The organism is Bacillus sp. PPSBB_11, assembly GCF_038023285.1.
Taxonomy (GTDB): Bacteria; Bacillota; Bacilli; order Bacillales; family Bacillaceae; genus Bacillus; species Bacillus altitudinis.
In genome coordinates this window covers 1,273,271-1,292,135 of the sequence record NZ_CP150633.1, presented here as the reverse complement: position 1 = coordinate 1,292,135, position 18,865 = coordinate 1,273,271, and the positions used below count along the sequence as shown (strand labels likewise).

Here is an 18,865-nt window from a genome sequence, read left to right as displayed (position 1 = left end):
TACCGTTAGTGTAAAGGAAACGAAGCAAAGCGGAAACTGGAGGAGAAGACATATGAGTGTAAATCAACATTGGCATGATCCTGTTGCTGAATCCTATGCAGCGACAATTGCACATAAAGTACCGGGCTATCATCTTTTGCATGAGCTGACAGTGGATAGAGTAGAAATCGATTTAATGGGAGCGGCTTCTCGCATGTTAACAGTCGGAGCAGGTGGGGGCGAAGAGATTATCAACATGCTTCAAAGAAATAAAGACTGGCATATCACAGGGGTTGATCCATCTCCAACCATGCTTGATATGGCCAAGCGCAGAGTGGCACAGCTTCATATGCAAGATCGCGTCACATGGTATGAGATGGCCTTAGACAAAGTGCCGGTTGAAAAGTTGTACGATGCAGCAGTAAGTTTGCTTGTCATTCATTTTGTAAAAGATCAACTGACCTTTTTACAGGAGATCGCCCGCCGGCTTCAACCAGGGGCGCCTCTCGTGTTGGCGTTTATTCAAGGAGACCCAGAAACGCCTGCATTTCAGCAGGAGCTTCAAATGCTTTCTCTCTTCATGAATCGTCAAGGCTTGGGAAAGGAAGTGTTTACATCCTTCCGAGAAAGGCTGGGTGTCACAACATATCCCGTGTCTGAAGAAAAAATGACAGCACAATTAACCGAAGCAGGATTTCAAGACATCAGACCTTATTTTCAAGCGGGCATGATCAAAGGGATTGTTTGTAAAAGAGGCAATAGAAAGGCGGTTGGAAAATGAGGTCAAAAGTGATGGTGATAGGCGGTTATGGACATGTGGGGCAGCAAATATGTCTTCAATTAAGTGACGTGTATCCAGGCCAAGTCTTTGCGGCTGGCCGAAGTTATGAGAAGGCTGAACAATTTGCACGCCAAACAAATGGGCGTGTACGTCCATTTCAGATAGACGTCAGACAACCAATGGATACGGACTGGATGGATGAAACGAAACTCGTGATCATGTGTCTGGATCAAGATGACACGTCATTTGCTGAAACATGCTTACGATCAGGTATTGATTATCTCGATATTTCGGCAAAAGGAGCCTATATTGAGAAGCTAGCAAAGGTCCATCAACAGCAATTGAACGCAACGGCTGTGCTGAGCGTAGGTCTTGCACCTGGTCTCACCAATTTGCTTGCAGCGAAGGCGGCATCTATTCTGACCTCTGTGGAGCAAATTGATATTAGTATCATGCTTGGGCTAGGTGACCAGCATGGAAAAGCAGCTATTGAATGGACGCTTGATCATGTGCATACGGATTATGAGCTAACGAAGAATCATCAGCGAAAGAAAGTCAAAAGTTTTACTGGAGGGAAACGCATTGATTTTGGCAAAACGCTTGGAAAGCGGCAAGCCTATCAATTCCCTTTCTCTGACCAGCAAACATTGCCTTCAACGCTCCATGTGCCTTCTGTGACAACAAGGCTCTGTTTTGATTCTGGTGTAGCGACACGTGCATTTGCTCTCACAAGGAAACTCGGAATGACGTCCCTTCTCACGATGCCGAAAATCAAGGAACGAGCCATTTCACTGATTCAATCTGCTCAAATGGGTACAGATCAATATGCAGTGAAAGTGGAAGCGGTAGGAATGAAGGGTAACGAAATTCATCAAGCAGCGCTTGGAATAAAAGGTCGCGATGAGTCTCAAGCAACGGCTCAAGTCGCCAGTGCTGCGGCACTGCATGTATTGAGCAGGCAGTTTCAGGCAGGTGTCTTTCATATCGAAGAATTATTTTCATTAGCGTATGAGAATGGTGATTTTGCGTTGGTGGATCAAAAAACGAAGGAAAAGCACGCATTAGCATTGAGAGCCAGCCTTTTAACGGCATAAAAGAAAACGACAAGAGATACGCATCAGCTCAAAAGTACAGGTCAGTCATGTGGCGCTTTATTCATGATCCGAAAACAACCGCTTGCTCTCCATGTAAATGGCCGAGAGGCAATCAAGGATGGTAGTCGGAACTGATATAATGGTTACATTGGGCAAATAAACCTCAAGTGGGTGTTTACAAGTGTTAGATACAGAACAAGATGTGGTGAAGAATTATATAGATTCACCCCAAAAATTGAAAAATTTATATAGACGAGTATTGTTCGTTGTCAGTCTATCGCAAATATTTGGAGGGGCTGGAATAGCTGCAGGAATTACGGTAGGTGCCATTTTAGCGCAACAAATGCTTGGAACTGAAGCCTATGCAGGAGTCCCAATCGCTTTATTTACTTTGGGGTCAGCTGGGTCAGCTTTCATTGTAGGAAAGCTTTCGCAACGTTATGGACGACGCATCGGTTTATCGACAGGTTTTGTTGCTGGAGGGCTCGGAGCAATTGGCGTTGTGCTGGCAGCTATGATGAATAGTGTCATTTTATTATTTGCATCGCTCTTCATTTACGGAGCAGGAACATCCACGAACTTACAAGCGCGTTATGCTGGGACGGACTTAGCGAATTCTAAACAGCGTGCAACTGCCATTAGTACAACAATGGTCATGACAACATTTGGAGCAGTAGCAGGTCCGAATTTAGTTGAAGTGATGGGTAAATTTGCAGTGTCCATTGGTGTTCCAGCACTTGCCGGTCCTTTTATTTTATCAGCAGTAGCATTTATTGTAGCTGGTCTTGTCCTTTTTATTCTGTTGCGTCCTGATCCATTAGACATTGCCCGAAGAATAGCAACTTACAAAGCAGAACATGGTCATGGAAATAAAGCAGATGCTGCTGATAAAAAAACAGATAAAAAAGGGCTTACAGTAGGTGCCACAGTGATGATCTTAACTCAAATTGTCATGGTGGCACTCATGACCATGACACCGGTGCATATGCAGCATCATGGTCATGGATTAGCCGAAGTGGGCATTGTGATTGGTTTTCATATAGGGGCCATGTATCTTCCTTCACCTATCACGGGTGTACTTGTAGATAAACTAGGACGAACAGCTATGAGCATAGCGTCGGGCATCACATTGTTACTTGCTGGTTTATTAGCAGCATTCGCACCAAGTGATTCAATGATTCTATTAATCATTGCTTTGTCTTTACTTGGATTGGGATGGAACTTTGGTTTAATTAGTGGTACTGCTCAAATAGTGGATTCTACAGATCCATCAACCCGGGCAAAAACCCAAGGAACACTCGATGTTTTTGTTGCGTTAGCAGGTGCTTCTGGCGGTGCCCTTTCAGGAATGGTCGTGGCGAATACGAGTTATGCTACATTATCTTTAAGCGGAGGAATTTTATCGTTAATTCTCATCCCTGTCATCGTTTGGTCTTTTAAAAGTAAAACATAATGCAGCTCCGTGCTCATCCATCACAAAAAAAGACATGCCTCCAATCATTGGAAAGCATGTCTTTTTTTGAATCTTCTATCAAAATACACAGAGCAACTGCACACATGTCTTCACAGGATGCTAGCTTTCTTATGATGCTGAGGACACATCTCCTTTTTTCTTGATACTGGCTTTAATGAGCTCAGTCAATGTGTCAGAGCCTTTTGTGGAAAGGTGAACACCATCTGGCTGAAAATAGGATGGCTGTCCGGTAGCGGCTGAATGCCAATCGACTAAGCTCACATTGTGATGTTGATTGGCCACACGCTCAATGACTGCATTCACATCATTTTCCCAAGATCTTGGAACGCGAGTGTTCACAAGAAAAATATGAGCCTTCGAGAAATGTTGAATGAATGAGGTCAAAGTCCCCTCTGTAAAATAACCATTTGTGCCAAGCTCAATAATAACAGCGGCATCAGCCTTGTTAAAAGAAGCATATTGAGGGGCGATGCGGATGGCTTCGTTCATTTGCCTTCCGACCCTTGCGTCAATGGTGATGGGTTCATAGGCCTTTTCTAAATTTGAAGCAATGTCTAACATGACGGAATCACCAATGGCAAGAACTTGGTTAAATTGTTTAGGATCCGCTGCTTTTTTCTCATGTTTGTCTTTCTTTTTCTTCACTTTTGATTCTGTCTGACCGCCTGCCTTTTGGGGCGCTGTCTTAATTTGTGTTACTTCCTTGGCATGTGGGGATGTATGAGACGAGCTAGACATGCCAATGGTAAATAAAATCAAAAGGACTGCGGCAATCCCAAGAAACACTTTGTTGGACATAGACCATTGCTTGATTCCTGTTTTCCAAATCGACCAAGAGGCAAAATAGTGTCTAAACCCGAGTTTACGAATCGGCTGTTCGATCAAACGATAGGAAGCCTCTGATATGAGTAGAATTGCGATGAGCTGCAATGTGACACGTCCTATGGAAGGCTGTCCAATCTCAATGACCGGTGTGGTCAGCACGATAATTGGATAATGCCATAAGTAGATGCCATAAGACCGCTTTCCGAGCCAAACGAGTGGTTGAAAAGACAGCCATTTCCCAATAAGACTGGCAGGATGGCAGACACACGCAATTAAGATCGCTGCATTCAAACAGAATAAAAGCATACCGCCTTGGTAGAGAAAGCCGTCAAATTCGTCGACTGCATAAACACATAAGAGGAAAATGACCATCGAACCGAATCCGGCTATTTGTAACATACGTCTGCCGACAGGAAGTAACTTTCTGCTGGAAAGTCTGTGCATGGGCCAGACAAATGCAAGACTGCACCCGATGAGGAGTGCAAACGCACGTGTGTCTGTTCCATAATAGATCCTGCTTGGGTCAGTATCCGGTGAATAGAGAATGGCCATCCATAACGCAGATACAAGTGCCAGACCAAAGGTGATCATAGGAAGATGGGATCTATTTTTCACCCATTTCAGTCCAGCAATCAACAGTACAGGCCAAATGAGATAAAATTGCTCTTCAATCGCCAAAGACCATAAATTTTTTAGTGGAGATACAGCATTGAAGCTGTCAAAGTAAGAGAGCTGATGAAAAATATACCACCAGTTACTCACATAAAAAAAGGACGATAAGGCATCGCCACGAATGGACATTAATGCATTTGAACCAGCAATGGCGCACCAGCTGACGATTAAAAAAATCATGACGTAGGCAGCTGGAAGCAGCCTTCTGATGCGGCCCATCCAAAAAGGCAGAAGCTCTTGATAGCCCAAATCCTGCTTATGCAGCAAGATGGTTGTAATCAAGTAACCAGAAATCACAAAAAACAAATCAACGCCAAGAAACCCGCCGCTTGCGGGTTCAATATGTAAGTGATAAGCAATGACCGCCAATACGGCAACAGCTCTCAGCCCATCTAATCCTAATATGTAACGTAAACGGTTTTCCTTGCTGTTCATGAAAAAGAATCCCCCATCAATGTCAAACGCGTCTTTTTTGTTGTCACTCCAAAAGAACAACGATTCTTTTATTTTATATAAGATTAGACGAATCAGCATTACATTTTGTTGGCGAATTTCTGTCTTTTTTAAAATTTTTTTATATGAAGAATTATTCTAAGGCTTGAGGGATTCTTATTTTTATACTCAAACCGAAAATCCCTGTCATAATAAAAGAAGAAGGAAAGGGGATGTGTTGAATGAGAACGATTGAAAATGATCTGTTATTGGTTCAAATCAATGAGAGAGGTGCCGAGGTGAGAGAGGTGCTTCATAAAGAAAGTGGACGTCAATATATGTGGTCTGGTGACCCTGCTTATTGGGGCAGGGTGTCGCCCGTCTTATTTCCGATTGTCGGACGGTTGAAGGATTATCAATACAAGATAGACGATCAAACGTATCAACTCTCGCAGCATGGATTTTTGCGTGATGTTGATTTTGAACTATTTGAAGAAGCAAAAGATCAGGTGATTTTTCAATATCAATCAAATGGCCGTCACACGTCACAATATCCGTATGAATTTACAGCGCGCATCAGTTATGCACTGTCGGAAAATGGACTAACGATTTCCTGGGAAATTGTTCATGAAGGAGATGGCACGATGTATTTCTCGATTGGTGGGCATCCGGCATTTCATGTCCCGCTTGTTGAAGGCGAGCAGACAGCTGATTATTCACTCACATTGATCCCTTCCACCGAACATGATCCAATTCAATATGAACTTCATGATTCACTTGTGAGAGAGAAGAAGAAAGGTGTTGAGTTTGAGTCGATTCAACTTCGCCCAGAACTTTTTCAGAACGATGCAATGATCTTTAGTCATATTGAGCAAGTATCATTGACTTCTCAAGCAGGTCACGGCGTTGAGGTCGATCTCAGTGGTTTTCCGTTCGTTGGTATTTGGTCTCCATATGATCAAGAAAAGGGAACAATGGCTCCTTTTGTTTGTATTGAGCCTTGGTATGGGATCGCTGATATGGAAGGGACAAACGGGCAGTATAAGGAGAAATTCGGCATTCAAACCTTAGAGAAGCAAGAGACCTTTCACGCAGCTTACACCATTTTCTTTAAATGAACATTTGTGCATGGTGAAGTGAACAATTTGTTATGATAGAGGAAAAAAGGAGGCGTACGAATGGATCGGGACAAACAGCAATTAAGTATTGAAGCAGCAAGGCTCTATTACTTATCTGATTACAGTCAGCAGGAAATCGCCAAGCAGCTTGACCTGTCGAGGCCAACGGTGTCTCGTCTGCTTCAGTATGCGAAGGAAAAAGGGTACGTCCAAATTACAGTGATGGACCCATTTGAGGATTTAAATGAGCTGTCCTTATTGCTGAAAGAAAAATATGATCTGCTCGAGGCTCATGTGGTATTTTCGCCAAAGGACGATTATCCAACGATTACGGATTACTTGAGCCGGTTTGGTGCAGATTATCTTCAAAATACGGTGAAAGACGGCGATATCGTTGGAGTGAGCTGGGGCACCACGATGTATCAAATTGCTCAAAAGATGCAACCTAAACAGGTAAAAGGGGTAGAAGTGGTTCAGCTGAAAGGTGGAATCAGCCATTCACATGTAAATACATATTCTGCGGAAACGATTCAGCTGTTTGCATCAGCTTTTCAAACGGCACCACGCTATTTGCCACTGCCTGTTGTGTTCGATAGTGCCGCCGTTAAAGAGATGGTCGAACAGGACAGACATATTCAGCGCATTATTGAAATGGGCAAACAGGCAAATATCGCTGTGTTTACTGTTGGGACGGTAAGAGATGAGGCGCTTTTGTTTAGACTCGGTTATTTCCGTGAAGAAGAAAAGGCGCTGCTCAAGACATCCAGTGTCGGAGATATCTGTTCGCGTTTTTATGATCAAGAAGGACGCATTTGCAGTGAAGCGATTAATAATCGCACAATCGGTGTGGAGCTGGATGATTTGAGAACAAAAGAGCGCTCCATTCTTGTTGCTGGTGGACATCGAAAGGTTGCCTCTATCCATGGGGCGCTGAGAGGAAAATATGCGAACGTATTGATGATCGATCAGCACACAGCAAGAGCTCTTTTAAATGTCACAAAATAGATGAACAAAATTTCATAACTATATTTACAATTGTTCAATAGTCATTTAAGATGAAAGTATCATATTTAAAAGGAAGTGTGAATCATGACAATAGCAAAGCTCATTGATCATACAGCACTAAAACCAGATACATCTAAAGCTGCGATCATGCAGTTACTAGAAGAAGCAAAGACATATCAATTTGCTTCCGTTTGTGTGAACCCAACTTGGGTATCTCTTGCGGCGAAAGAACTAGAAGGAACAGGCGTTGATGTATGTACAGTCATCGGTTTCCCGTTAGGTGCAAACACAACAGCAGTGAAAGCATTTGAAACAAAGGATGCCATTGAAAACGGTGCAACTGAAGTGGACATGGTCATCAATATTGCGGCATTGAAAGATGGCGAATATGATGCAGTTGAACAAGATATTCGTGCCGTTGTAGACGCAGCAAAAGGCAAAGCCTTAGTGAAAGTCATCATTGAAACTTGTCTACTCACGGATGAAGAGAAAGTACAAGCTTGTGAACTTTCTGTAAAAGCTGGCGCTGATTTCGTCAAAACATCGACTGGATTTAGTACAGGCGGTGCAACAGCTGAGGACATCGCATTAATGCGTAAAACAGTTGGACCTGACATCGGTGTCAAAGCATCAGGCGGCGTGAGAACAAAAGAAGACGTAGAAGCGATGACAGCTGCAGGCGCAACCCGTATTGGTGCCAGTGCAGGCGTTTCCATTATTAAAGGGGATCAATCAGCTCCTTCTAAAGACTATTAATTCATACGATCCTATGGTAGGATAACAATCATGACTCATTAGATGATGAAAAAGTCATATGCGGAAGGGTCTCATTTCTGGGATTTTCTTCCGCAATTTGTTTGCGAAATAGGGTTTGTTCCATACAAGCACATTAATGTAAACGAATTCATTCAAGGAGGAAAAACATGAAATACGTCATTGGTATTATCGGTTTGCTGGTGATTCTCGCCATTGCATGGCTGGCAAGTAACGGGAAAAAGCGAGTGAAATTCCGTCCAGTCATTGTCATGATTGTACTGCAATTTATTTTAGGTTATATTCTGCTCAATACAGGTGTTGGGAACTTCCTAGTCGGGGGCTTTGCAAAAGGATTCCAAATGCTTCTAGGCTATGCTGGTGAAGGGATCAACTTCGTATTTGGCGGTTTAATGAATGATAATGCGTCAACTTTCTTTATCAATGTCTTGCTGCCGATCGTCTTCATTTCTGCCTTGATTGGTATCCTGCAGCATTGGCGTATCCTTCCGCTGATCGTACGCGGAATTGGGTATTTGCTTAGTAAAGTCAATGGAATGGGGAAACTAGAATCTTACAACGCCGTAGCGTCAGCGATTTTAGGTCAATCCGAAGTGTTCATTTCCATTAAGAAGCAGCTTGGATTATTACCTCAACAGCGTCTTTATACATTGTGTGCATCTGCGATGTCGACTGTATCAATGTCCATTGTCGGTGCGTATATGCAAATGATTAAACCGGAGTACGTTGTTACAGCACTTGTGCTGAACCTATTTGGTGGATTTATTATTGCGTCTATCATCAATCCATATGAAGTGTCTAAAGACGAAGACATGCTTGAAGTCGTAGAAGAAGAAAGACAATCTTTCTTCGAAATGCTCGGCGAATACATTATGGATGGTTTCAAAGTAGCCATTGTTGTGGCTGCGATGTTGATTGGATTCGTTGCATTAATTGCGATGATTAATGGTATTTTCACAGCTGCCATCGGTGTTTCTTTCCAAGATGTACTTGGATATGTGTTTGCACCATTTGCTTTCCTTGTTGGTGTACCTTGGAGTGAAGCGGTACAAGCAGGAAGTATTATGGCGACCAAAATGGTATCTAACGAATTTGTAGCGATGCTTGCTCTATCTGGCGACGGTCTTCATTTCACTGCTCGTACAGAAGCGATCATTTCTGTATTCCTTGTGTCATTTGCGAACTTCTCGTCTATCGGTATCATTGCTGGAGCAGTGAAAGGCTTAAATGAAAAACAAGGAAACGTTGTCGCACGCTTTGGATTAAAGCTGTTATTCGGTGCAACACTCGTCAGCTTCTTAACAGCAGGCGTTGTCGGTTTGATTTACTAAACTAAAAAAGGAATGGTGAAAACAATGAGAATGGTAGATATCATTGCGAAAAAACGTGACGGAAAAGAATTATCTTCAGAGGAAATTTCTTTCTTTGTCAAAGGTTATACGGACGGAACAATTCCTGACTACCAAGCAAGTGCCTTGGCGATGGCGATTTTCTTCCAAGATATGACGGATCAAGAACGTGCAGATTTAACACTCGCTATGGCAAACTCAGGGGACACGATTGACCTGTCTGCTATCGAAGGTATTAAAGTAGACAAGCATTCAACAGGCGGTGTAGGCGATACAACAACGCTTGTACTCGCTCCTCTTGTTGCAGCACTTGATGTACCTGTTGCAAAAATGTCTGGGCGTGGTCTTGGACATACGGGTGGAACAGTCGACAAGTTAGAGGCAGTCAAAGGCTTCCACGTTGAAATTACAAAAGACGAGTTCATCGAACTGGTGAATCGTCATAAAGTAGCGGTCATTGGACAATCAGGCAACCTGACACCTGCTGATAAAAAACTGTATGCCCTTCGTGATGTAACAGGAACTGTTAACTCAATCCCGCTCATTGCAAGCTCGATTATGAGTAAGAAAATCGCTGCAGGCGCAGATGCAATCGTATTAGATGTGAAAACAGGTGCAGGTGCTTTCATGAAAACACCTGAAGACTCTGAGAAGCTTGCAAAAGCAATGGTTCGTATCGGAAATAATGTTGGCAGACAAACGATGGCTGTCATCTCAGACATGTCTCAGCCGCTAGGATTAGCGATTGGAAATTCCCTTGAAGTGAAAGAGGCGATTGACACGCTTAAAGGCGAAGGCCCTGAAGACTTAAACGAGCTTGTGCTCACATTAGGAAGTCAAATGGTCGTTCTTGCGAAAAAAGCAGAGACACTTGATGAAGCAAGAGAAAAGCTAATTGAAGTCATGAAAAACGGCAAAGCACTTGAGAAATTCAAGGAATTTTTAGAAAACCAAGGTGGAGACGGCTCGATTGTAGATCAACCGGAAAAATTGCCACAAGCACCTTATCAAATCGAAGTGCCGGCAAAAGAATCAGGTGTGATCGCTGAAATCGTCGCAGACGAAATCGGTGTTGCAGCGATGATTCTTGGAGCAGGACGTGCAACAAAAGAAGATGATATCGATCTATCTGTTGGCATCATGCTCAACAAAAAAGTAGGCGATCGTGTAGAAAAAGGTGAATCTCTCGTGACGCTGCATGCAAATCGTGAAGATGTTGAGAATGTCATGGAGAAAATTTATGACAACATCCGCATCGCTGACCATGCTGATGCTCCGACTTTGATTCATACAGTGATTACAGAATAAAGAGAAGAAGACAAAAGTGATGAATCGCTTTTGTCTTTTTTTTATGTAAATTTTAGGTAGCGCTTCTTCTAGATATGATAAGTTAGATGAGTGGGAGGGGATAAACCATGAGAATGCTCAAACTCATTCTCTTTATTTTTGTAGTCTTGATGATCATTGGATTTATCAGCTACTATGTGGGACCAACATCGACACCAAGTTCTTAAGGCGAGCAAAAGCTCGTCCCAGCGTGAAGACAAATCCTCGCATTCGGTGTCAGTCCTGCGCGCTGGTGCTCACGAATGTCAAATTCGCTCCGCAAAAGTAGCTGTCCTTTCTAGACTGCAAAGGTTTTCTATCACGCTGAAAAGAAGACAAAGGGCTCAAATAAACTACATTTTAGCCCTTTGTCTACGACGAGCAAAAGCTCGTCTTTTTTAATTGGAATAAAAAATTTCACTTTATGAAACAAACCTCTTGCAATCATGAAACAATGGGTGTATATTAGTTGACGAGTCAATGATTGATATATCAACTAATTGATCTGAATAGAAAAGAGGGGATGGCATTGACTGCATTTTGCTCTGAAGAAGCAGAGGTATTATATCGTTTGCAGTGTGTGAACCGTATGATGGGTGTGAAGTTCGAAGCATGCACGGGCATCAGCCAATCAAGACTGGAGTTGCTATCACTGTTATTCCAAGCCGACGAAATCAGCCAATCCGATTTGCAGAAAAAAGTAAATATTGATAGTGCAGCTGTGACGCGTCACTTAAAACAGTTAGAAACAAAAGGAATGGTCATGCGCAGAAGAAAGCCGGAAGATAATCGAGTCACGCTTGTTCGTCTGACAGATGAAGGCAGAACAAGAATCGAAGCTTCTAAAAAAGAAAAAGAACGATTTATCTCAGAAATGCTTGAAAACGTAAGTGATGAAGAACGAAAGCTTCTCACTGATGTGCTCATCCGTATACAACAAAACATCGAAAAGATTCAAACAACCTAAAGGAGTGTTACACATGGCTATAACATTAAAAACAAACGATTTTATGGATATTATGAAAGGGCGCCGCTCCATTCGTAACTATGATCCAGCAGTGAAAATTAGCAAAGAAGAAATGACGGAGATTTTAGAAGAGGCAACAACAGCACCATCATCAGTGAATGCACAGCCTTGGCGCTTCATGGTCATTGACAGCCCAGAAGGAAAAGAAAAGCTTGCACCACTCGCAAAATTCAACCAAACACAAGTAGCTACATCATCAGCTGTCATCGCTGTGTTTGCAGATATGAAAAACAATGAATACTTAGAAGAAATTTATTCAAAAGCAGTAGAAAATGGCTACATGCCGCAGGAAGTAAAAGAAAGACAAATTGCTGCATTAACTGCACATTTTGAAGCTCTTCCAGAGCAAGTGAATCGTGAAACGATCTTAATTGACGGTGGACTTGTGTCAATGCAACTGATGCTTGCTGCTCGTGCGCATGGCTATGATACAAACCCAATTGGCGGATATGACAAAGAAGTCATCGCTGAAACATTCGGCTGGGATAAAGAGCGCTATGTACCAGTTATGCTTCTATCCATTGGGAAAGCGGCTGACGAAGGTTATGCTTCTTACCGTTTACCGATCGATCGCATCACAGAGTGGAAATAATTTTTTAAAAAAGGGAGACGATCATATGATTATTATTCATGCAGGGATGACCATTCATCCAGAGAAAGAAAACGTATTTCTAGAAGAAATCAACGGTTTAATGAAAGCTTCACAGGAAGAAGCAGGCAATGTGTCCTACAAGCTTTTCAAGGATACAGAGAAAGAAAACACCTTTTTAATGGTAGAAGTGTGGAAAGATGAAGCAGCGGTTCAAAGCCATAATGCAAGTGCACATTTCCAAGCTTTCGTCGCAAAGGCAAAAGAATTTTTAGCCGCTCCACTTGATGTTGTTGCATATCAAGGAGAGCAGCTTTCATAGAAAAACAACAAACACCCTAGGCATTTATAGCCTAGGGTTCTTTTATTTTCGACAATTCGTTCCACCTATTTCAATCTCGTATTGTGCATTTTCCACAAAGTTTCTGAAAATAAAATGTTTTTCGACTTAAGTATATTGGAATATGCTAGAATTAGATATTATTTATTACCAAATTAGGGAGGAACCAATATGAAAAAAGGGAAATGGACGAGCATCGCACTAACAGCTGTCCTCAGTTTAGGCACATTGACAGCTTTCAGCACCCCTCTATCTGCCCACACCTCAGAAAAGTCAACATCCTCAGATGGTGGTCATTATTCAGGTATTCCATTCGACGCAAGTGTTGTCAATGAAGACCGCCTCATCAAAGCCTTGAAAAAACAAGGAAAGATCAAAAAGAATGCCAATGAGGCAGAAACCCAAAAAGCATTAAAGAACTACTTAAAGAAAAAAGAAGAAGCAGCGATGAAACAAAGCGCAAGTACCTTAACAGAAGAACCTGAATTCCTAAAAGAATACAAACAAAATGTACATAATAAACTAGCCAAAAAGAAAAAGTTAAAGAAGCATAAAGGAAAAGAAGGCAATCAAGTAAAGCCGGTGAAAAAGGAAAAATATAAAGGCGACGTCCGTAATGATAAAGTTTTGGTATTATTAGTAGATTTTAAAGATTATAAGCATAATAGTATTAAAAAAGAAGAGACTGATATGTACTATGACAAGTACGATCAGCAGCATTACCAAGATATGCTTTTCGGAAAAAATGGCTACATCGGTCCAGATGGTAAAAGAAAAGTATCTATGAAGCAGTATTATGAAAAGCAGTCCGGTGGAAGCTACACGATTAGTGGAACAGTAGCTGGATGGTATACAGCCAAGCATGAAGCAGCATATTATGGCGGGAACGTACCAGACGAATCAGGCAGTGACGGCAGACCGCGCGAATTGGTGAAAGAAGCCCTCGAAGCAGCGGCAAAGGATCCAAACATTGACCTTGGTGAATATGATCAATGGGACCGCTATGATATGGATGGGGACGGTGTTTATAATGAGCCGGACGGTATCATTGACCACCTCATGGTTGTACACGCTGGCGTAGGTGAAGAAGCTGGCGGCGGACAGCTTGGCTCTGACGCGATTTGGTCACATCGCTGGTCACTTGGTGATGTATTTGAGATTCCAAACACTGAATCAGAAGTGGGTCAAGGCGGAAAGTTAGGCGCTCTAGATTATACGATTGAGCCTGAAGATGGCGCAGCAGGCGTGTTCACACATGAATTTGGACATGATCTTGGTCTGCCTGATGAATACGATACACAATACACAGGCAGAGGAGAGCCCGTTTCTTATTGGTCTATCATGTCAAGCGGAAGCTGGGCAGGTAAAGTACCTGGTACGGAACCAACAGGTTTTAGTCCATATGCAAAAGAAATGCTTCAAAACTTGCATGGCGGCAACTGGCTTTCTGGAAAAACCATTGATGGTAAGACATTAACAAAAAGCAAAACAGTGTTAATCGATGAAGCAGCAACAAAAGGAACCAACCATGATGCGGTTCGAGTCGATTTGCCAGATAAAGAGATTGTGGTCACTCAGCCTGCACAAGGGCAATATTCATACTTCAGCGGAACAGGTGACAATTTGAATGCTACCATGACGACATCAGGGATTGATTTGTCGAAGGGAAGCAAAGCCGAGCTTACGTTTAAAGCATGGTACGATATCGAAGAAGATTATGACTATGCGTATGTAGAAGTTCGTGAAACTGGGACAGACAAATGGACAACCATTGCTGGTAATATTACGAATGATCGAAATGAGGCAGGAGCGAATGAAGGCAATGGCATCGATGGAAAATCAGATGGCTGGGTAGATGCATCCTTTGACCTTTCTGCTTATGCAGGGAAGAAGATCGATCTGCAATTCCGCTATACAACCGATGCAGGATATTCACTGCCAGGTTTATTTGTAGATGATCTAAAGATTACAGCAGATGGAGCAAAAGTGTGGTCAGATGATGCCGAGGGAACGTCCACGTTCACTTTTAATGGATTCTCTCAATCTAATGGAAAACAATATGCCGCTCAGTATTATTTACTAGAATGGCGCTCTTATGCTGATGTCGATAAAGGCTTAAAGCATATCAAACGAGGAGCAAGTCTGATGAGCTATAATAACGGTTTGGTCGTGTGGTACGTCGATCAATCGTACAGTGATAACTGGGTTGGAAAACATCCAGGGAACGGCTTCCTTGGAGTCGTAGATGCAGATCAACAAGTGTTGAAATGGAGTGACGGCTCTATTGCAGCGACAGGTTTCCAAGTACATGATGCAGCATTCTCTTTGAATCCAAGCACGAAGCTGAATATTGATTATACTGAAACAACAGGCTTAACCTTAGAGGATCGCTATATCCGCCCAACGCGTACATTTAGTGATAAAAAGAACTATGTGAATCCAAATAACCCGGATGCAGGACGTGATGTGCCAACATACGGCCTATCCTTTAAAGTCGTCGGACAAAGTAAGGACCGTTCTGTTGGAAAGGTATTAATTTCTAAAAGCAACTAAACAAAAAGCCGGATTCTATCCATGAATCCGGCTTTTTGATACGTTAAGACATGGATTTTTAGCGTATGACTCGTCTTTGATCGAATGTTTGTTCTTTTTTATTTTGATATCCGAATGAAACCATTATATAATAGAGATTGGAAGGTTTTTCTTTCATTCAATGTTCTTTTTAGTTGTTAAAAAACCAAGAAAGGATGAGCGTTACCAATGAGTTGTGTCACTGCCAAGCAATTAAAGGTGATTCGAGGGACGATGCAGACTTTTTGCAGCCATTTAGAGTATGATGGCCACGGTAAGCTTCATATTAATACCATCATGGCTTTTATTAAAAAGGAATTTGGTGTAAGAAAAATGAAAGACATTCCACAAAGTCGTTTTCATGAGGCGTTAGAGCTAATCCAAGACTTTGATTTATACACGGACAAAATACAAATACGAGACCGTCTATCAGAAAGGAATTCACTAAATTGAATATTTTAGCAATGATTTTAGTAGGAATTGTCGCTTTAGAGCACATTGTCATCATGTTACTAGAAATGTTTTTTATGGAATCAAAAATGGCGAAAAGATCTTTCAATCTGCCTGAACACTTACAAAAGGATCCAAATGTGAAAGTGATGTTTGCTAATCAAGGGCTATACAATGGCTTTCTAGCTGCTGGACTCATTTGGGGGCTCATTCTTGGTTCGAATACCGTAGGATATATGATTCAGCTATTTTTCGTTCTTTGTGTGTTCATCGCAGCAGTATTTGGCGGTGTGACGTCTAATAAATCGATTATCATCAAACAAGGGTTACCAGCTTTTCTTGCATTAATTGCACTTATCCTGGCTATATAATCCTATCAGCGTGATAGAAAACCTTTGCAGTTTAGGAAGGACGAGCATCGGAGCGAATTTGACATTGGTGAGCACCGAAGCGCAGGACTGACACCGAATGCGAGGGTTTGTCTACACAGTAAAGCCGCCCCAGAGGGCGGCTTTTATCTTTTACGCATTCCCATCAAACGAATAATGGACGTAAGACAAAGGGCAACAGCGACAGCCAATATGATTTTTCCATACATGACGCCCGTAAGATTCATTAAAAAGACAGCCAATATGATACAGAGCGTGATGATAATCATCACAATCGAATAGGTTTTCATCTCTTTTTCCACTCCTTTTAAATTCCCTCTAGCGCAAGAGGTCTGTCAATTGTTTCTCATATTATATCATTTCATCACAATTTTACATGAAATTCCCTGTCAATAGAATGTGACAGAATGATTAGATTTGAAGTGAGGCTATATTTTTTAAAAAATCGGGTATAACATAAAGAGTTGTATCCAAGTCTGATTGCTTGATATTTAATTGTGCAAAATATAAAATAGCCACATGATAAATAGAAAGGATGATAAAGTTGAGCAAGAACGTTTTATTAGTATCAACAAGCAGCTCAGAAATGAACGGACACCCAACAGGCTTATGGCTAGAAGAATTGGCCGAGCCATTTCATATTTTTAAAGAAAATGGACTCAACGTGCAAATTGTTTCAATAAAAGGTGGAACAGTACCGATCGATAAAAATTCAATTCCTGAAGGAGTTCCAGCACAATATCAAGATGTGTATGAATTACTTCAAGACACAAAGGCACTGACAGATGTAAACCCAGCTGAGTATGATGGCATTTTCTTTGCTGGAGGACATGGCCCAATGATCGACTTTGCATCCAATCAATTGGTTGCCGATGCGATCTTAGCGATTTCAGACAAAAATGGAGCCGTTGGGGCAGTTTGCCATGGCGTTTCTGCCTTTGTTGATGTGAAGGATCGTGATGGAAAATCATTTATCGACGGCAAGAAAATAACAGGATTCACAAATGAGGAAGAGGATGCTGTTCAGCTGACATCTAAAGTTCCATTTTTATTGGAAACAAAACTTCGCGAGCAAGGGGCAGCATTTGAAAAAGGCGATGCATTTGCGCCATTCGCTGTTGTAGATGGACAAATCATTACTGGACAAAATCCAGGATCAAGTGCAGAAACAGCACGCTTATTTGTCAAAACCATTGCATAAATCATCAAAAAAACCAGTCGTGACTCATACGGCTGGTTTTTTGTTATAAAAATTTCCTAAAAAAGTCCAAAACAAGTATTAGAAAAATGGTAAAATAATCACAGGGTAAAAAACCCAAATTAGGGAAAAGGGGATGTTCCTGTGAGAGCATTTTATGTCAAAATCACCGCCGCCTTACTGTCTATTTTATTGGTCACAACAGGTTTATTTTCACCAGCAATCAAAGCAGAAGATGCACCAAAATCAAGTGAAAAAGTATCGCCACTGACTGAAAAAGCCATTCAGCAAGTGCAAGAGTCGTTTGAAAAGCAGGATAAAGGGACTGCGGTTCAACAGAAGGAAGTAAAAAAATCATTTAAAGTAGATAAGAAAAAGGGAATAAGTATTAAACGAAAAGCGGCTGCAGATGGAAAGATGCGCACGTCTGCCGTTCGCTCTATTGATGGACTAGCCATTAATCAATCGGCAGTTTTAAACGAGGAAGATCCAGTTGATTTATGGTTCTTAAGTACATCGTCCCCTCAGGCGCTCATCAGCAGGATTACCTCTCCAAATGCTGATTATTTCGTTCAGTTATTTGTTATTGATTATGAAGAAGGACAAGCTTATCCAACGGATCTGATTCAACCAGCAGGCAGTCTGCTTGCGTTAAGCAATTTACCAGCGGGTGATTATGCGTTTGGTATTACTAGCGGTGGAGACTTTGGAGACTCATATACATTACAGGTGAATGCAAAAAACCCACCAAATTTCACAGGTGCTGAATCCCTGTCATCAACATTGCAATACTTTGTTGCTTCGTATGCCAATGGGGATGTTTTCGCAAATGGTACAAAAGTGTATAACAAACAATCTAAGACCGCCGATTATAAATGGGAGCGTGTATTTTATTTCTCATATGATGGAAAATATCAACAGAGAACGCATTCTGTTGACAGTGTAAAAGTGAAAAGTATTTCGGCACCAGTATCGTACTCTGCTCCATACGCGAGTTCCTCTGAGGCCATTCTTGTCTACTTAGATGTGGAGACATTATTTATGTATCATGAATCATCGTTTGCTAGTGGGCAGTACTACCATAGCAGCTTTGTTGATACTCTCGGAAAGACAACGCCAAGGCGTTTAGACATTGATGACCTGACAAATTACGGCGATCATATTTTGGCTGTTGATTTAAAGACAGGAAAGCCAATTGATTTCTTCAGTGTCCTTAATTTCTACTATGCAGCAGGGATCGAGAAGCTGCCAACGATCAATACATTGAATTAAGATCGGCGGTTGACATCAAATCGCCACATGTGTAGAGTAAAGATAATTAAATGACAAAAGTCCACTAGGGGAGTCATGTATGACTGAGACAAGAGAAAATCTTGGACCCTTTGAACCTGATCTAGTTTGTACTAGCGGAGGGAAGTGGAGCTGGACCTTGTCTTATTCATGATTGAATCGATAAGAAGGCCGCTCCATTT

General features: G+C 41.8%; 17 protein-coding genes, 1 pseudogene and 1 riboswitch. Of the genes and pseudogenes, 16 read left to right on the top strand and 2 right to left on the bottom strand.

Features of this window, described 5'->3' with window-relative positions; genetic code table 11:
• The first annotated feature begins 52 nt into the window (after positions 1–52).
• The 3 genes from V7L95_RS06550 to V7L95_RS06540 all read left to right on the top strand — a co-directional run bounded on the left by V7L95_RS06550 (position 53) and on the right by V7L95_RS06540 (position 3,307).
• Positions 53–760 (top strand): class I SAM-dependent methyltransferase, encoded by a 708-nt coding sequence (locus V7L95_RS06550; RefSeq protein ID WP_048002491.1) that lies wholly within the window; start codon positions 53–55, stop codon positions 758–760.
• A complete protein-coding gene (locus tag V7L95_RS06545) occupies positions 757–1,854 on the top strand; it encodes a saccharopine dehydrogenase NADP-binding domain-containing protein (RefSeq protein ID WP_017358626.1) in 1,098 nt (365 codons plus the stop codon). The genes V7L95_RS06550 and V7L95_RS06545 overlap by 4 nt, the downstream gene beginning before the upstream one ends.
• A gap of 181 nt (positions 1,855–2,035) precedes the next feature.
• Entirely contained in the window at positions 2,036–3,307 is a 1,272-nt protein-coding gene (locus V7L95_RS06540) for an MFS transporter (protein ID WP_046526804.1), read from the top strand.
• Positions 3,308–3,436: 129 nt separating this feature from the next.
• On the opposite strand, the gene V7L95_RS06535 is transcribed toward V7L95_RS06540, so the two are convergent.
• On the bottom strand, positions 3,437–5,260 hold the full coding sequence (locus V7L95_RS06535) for an acyltransferase family protein (protein WP_017358628.1): 1,824 nt from the start codon (positions 5,258–5,260) through the stop codon (positions 3,437–3,439).
• Between the two features lie 239 nt (positions 5,261–5,499).
• Between V7L95_RS06535 and V7L95_RS06530 the strand changes: the two genes are divergently transcribed.
• The 11 genes from V7L95_RS06530 to V7L95_RS06480 all read left to right on the top strand — a co-directional run bounded on the left by V7L95_RS06530 (position 5,500) and on the right by V7L95_RS06480 (position 16,177).
• Positions 5,500–6,375: an aldose 1-epimerase family protein gene (locus V7L95_RS06530; protein ID WP_340968550.1), complete on the top strand. Its 876-nt coding sequence runs from the start codon at positions 5,500–5,502 to the stop codon at positions 6,373–6,375.
• A 60-nt stretch (positions 6,376–6,435) separates the two neighbouring features.
• Entirely contained in the window at positions 6,436–7,380 is a 945-nt protein-coding gene (locus tag V7L95_RS06525; RefSeq protein WP_048002487.1) for a sugar-binding transcriptional regulator, read from the top strand.
• Positions 7,381–7,464: 84 nt separating this feature from the next.
• Positions 7,465–8,136, top strand: coding sequence for a deoxyribose-phosphate aldolase (gene deoC / locus V7L95_RS06520; RefSeq protein WP_017358631.1), 672 nt, complete (start codon positions 7,465–7,467; stop codon positions 8,134–8,136).
• A gap of 167 nt (positions 8,137–8,303) precedes the next feature.
• Positions 8,304–9,485 (top strand): NupC/NupG family nucleoside CNT transporter, encoded by a 1,182-nt coding sequence (locus tag V7L95_RS06515; protein ID WP_017358632.1) that lies wholly within the window; start codon positions 8,304–8,306, stop codon positions 9,483–9,485.
• Positions 9,486–9,509: 24 nt separating this feature from the next.
• The gene (locus tag V7L95_RS06510; RefSeq protein WP_052320658.1) at positions 9,510–10,811 is read left to right on the top strand and encodes a pyrimidine-nucleoside phosphorylase; all 1,302 of its coding nucleotides are present in this window, start codon (positions 9,510–9,512) and stop codon (positions 10,809–10,811) included.
• 541 nt (positions 10,812–11,352) lie between these two features.
• Entirely contained in the window at positions 11,353–11,796 is a 444-nt protein-coding gene (locus V7L95_RS06505) for a MarR family transcriptional regulator (protein WP_052320558.1), read from the top strand.
• 13 nt (positions 11,797–11,809) lie between these two features.
• Positions 11,810–12,448, top strand: coding sequence for a nitroreductase family protein (locus V7L95_RS06500; protein WP_046344796.1), 639 nt, complete (start codon positions 11,810–11,812; stop codon positions 12,446–12,448).
• Between the two features lie 25 nt (positions 12,449–12,473).
• A complete protein-coding gene (locus V7L95_RS06495) occupies positions 12,474–12,767 on the top strand; it encodes a putative quinol monooxygenase (RefSeq protein WP_008345714.1) in 294 nt (97 codons plus the stop codon).
• Between the two features lie 189 nt (positions 12,768–12,956).
• Positions 12,957–15,338 (top strand): immune inhibitor A domain-containing protein, encoded by a 2,382-nt coding sequence (locus tag V7L95_RS06490; protein ID WP_052320557.1) that lies wholly within the window; start codon positions 12,957–12,959, stop codon positions 15,336–15,338.
• A gap of 207 nt (positions 15,339–15,545) precedes the next feature.
• Positions 15,546–15,809, top strand: coding sequence for an ORF6C domain-containing protein (locus V7L95_RS06485; protein WP_008345710.1), 264 nt, complete (start codon positions 15,546–15,548; stop codon positions 15,807–15,809).
• On the top strand, positions 15,806–16,177 hold the full coding sequence (locus V7L95_RS06480; protein ID WP_007498006.1) for a DUF1304 domain-containing protein: 372 nt from the start codon (positions 15,806–15,808) through the stop codon (positions 16,175–16,177). Before V7L95_RS06485 ends, V7L95_RS06480 begins: the two co-directional genes overlap by 4 nt.
• Before the next feature lie 143 nt (positions 16,178–16,320).
• Here the strand turns inward: V7L95_RS06480 and V7L95_RS06475 are convergent.
• Positions 16,321–16,515: pseudogene (locus V7L95_RS06475) on the bottom strand (hypothetical protein); the annotation flags it as partial.
• A 224-nt stretch (positions 16,516–16,739) separates the two neighbouring features.
• Here V7L95_RS06475 and V7L95_RS06470 point away from each other — a divergent pair.
• Together V7L95_RS06470 and V7L95_RS06465 are read left to right on the top strand one after the other, a co-directional pair.
• Positions 16,740–17,396, top strand: a complete 657-nt coding sequence (locus V7L95_RS06470) for a type 1 glutamine amidotransferase domain-containing protein (protein WP_017358640.1) — start codon at positions 16,740–16,742, stop codon at positions 17,394–17,396.
• 141 nt (positions 17,397–17,537) lie between these two features.
• On the top strand, positions 17,538–18,665 hold the full coding sequence (locus tag V7L95_RS06465) for a hypothetical protein (RefSeq protein ID WP_008345703.1): 1,128 nt from the start codon (positions 17,538–17,540) through the stop codon (positions 18,663–18,665).
• A 56-nt stretch (positions 18,666–18,721) separates the two neighbouring features.
• Positions 18,722–18,825: riboswitch (TPP riboswitch) on the top strand.
• The last annotated feature ends 40 nt before the right edge of the window (positions 18,826–18,865 follow it).